This window comes from Clostridium sp. AF37-5, assembly GCF_003477605.1.
In the GTDB taxonomy this organism is placed as follows: domain Bacteria; phylum Bacillota; class Clostridia; order Lachnospirales; family Lachnospiraceae; genus Eubacterium_F.
Genome location: NZ_QUDR01000055.1, coordinates 1 through 1,465, shown reverse-complemented (window position 1 = coordinate 1,465; position 1,465 = coordinate 1). Strand labels below are relative to the sequence as shown.

General features: G+C 41.6%; 1 protein-coding gene. It reads right to left on the bottom strand.

The annotated features are described in order from the left end of the window. Window positions 1-242 precede the first annotated feature (242 nt). On the bottom strand, window positions 243-1,465 hold a 1,223-nt coding region (locus DW019_RS14760; RefSeq protein ID WP_118444044.1), incomplete at its 5' end, for an ISLre2 family transposase.

Below are 1,465 nucleotides of genomic sequence, written 5' to 3'. Positions count from 1 at the left end.
GTTTGTGTCAAGTAATCATTGGCACTTTTTTCAGGTTCCGTGTTTCATGGGAAAAAGTTTACTCGCATGGGCGTTTGCACTACATAAGCACGCAGCGGTATGGGCGCCTATAATACAGGCACCTCATACCGGCGCACTTATAACCCATGCTTTGTAATTCTTTTTCCCATGAAACACTGGAAGACTGAAAGGATTGTAAGGATTACTTGACACAAACAAAGCCAGCCAAACTCAGTTTTTCCTTATCTTATAAATGCGTCTCGGAATACTTTCCTGGATGCACTTGTTGCCGCATCTAATAGCGATACATGACCTCTAATTACGTCTACATACGGATTTCCCTTTCCATCTTTTTTTGGTGCTTTTGCTGCACTTAATGTTTCTATCACCTCGTTCATTCGGGCATGAAAGATTAAACCATCTGTGTATCGTTCTATTGTACTGCAAAGTTCTTTATTCTCTTTACAGCATAATACTTTCGCCAGATTATTTGCTCCTTTCGCAGACCATCTCATCCGGCGGTGTTTCATCCTCATGGTAATGACCGTGCAGTTTTGAGATTCCTGCACACCCATATTTTTGTATACGATTCCTTCTCTTGGTTCTGGTATCTTCCGTCCCTGCTTTTGATACGGTAACAGTCCGTCTTTGTTGTTATTGAGATAGTGATACAATTCTCTTGCCTTTTGACTTCTTTTGTCTTTTTCATCGGTCGTTTCCACACTGTCCGCATACACCAAAATAAACTCCAAAAATTCTGTTATCTTTTCTTCCTCAAATAGTTTTCGGGCTTCTCTTTGCGCATCACGGTCGCTTATTTTCCGCAATATCTCCTGATAGATATGATAGCGGTCTAACTGAAAGATGGCATCCGGATCATACGTTTCTCTTATCCAGCTCCCTCCATCTCCGTTTAGAATCCTCTGCTGGATTTCATCCGCATTATATTTTTTCTCTATCAATGCCTCTCTTTTCTCATGAAATATCTGGCTGGATTCCATGCCGGCAAGCATTGTTTTTTCTACAAGACTGCTTCGCTTTTTTTGCTCTTTGTCCCAGCCTTCGTACATGGTAAACACTTTCATTTCCTGTTTTTTCATTTTTCGATGATTGCTATTCTGCATATGCAGCCATATACCATCCATTTCTTCAAACAATACCGGAATGACTTTTTCACCTTGCACCCGGTCTGCGTGCATTTCTTTTACGGCATACTGTTCTTCTTCAGCAATCCGTTCTCCCAGTCGCTGCATCATATTCCAGACGCCACTGCTACTGATGGTTTGTCCGCATGTATTGCTGATGGTTTCTGCCGTTACACGATAAGGTGCCTCTGTTACAGTCATTGCTATCTTTTCTGCAAGATTGGTTGAAATCAGACCAATCTTATCCATTTGCATGGCTTCATCCAACAGATAGACATATGCCGTTTCTCCCTGTTTGGTTTTTGTGCGATATACCGTTC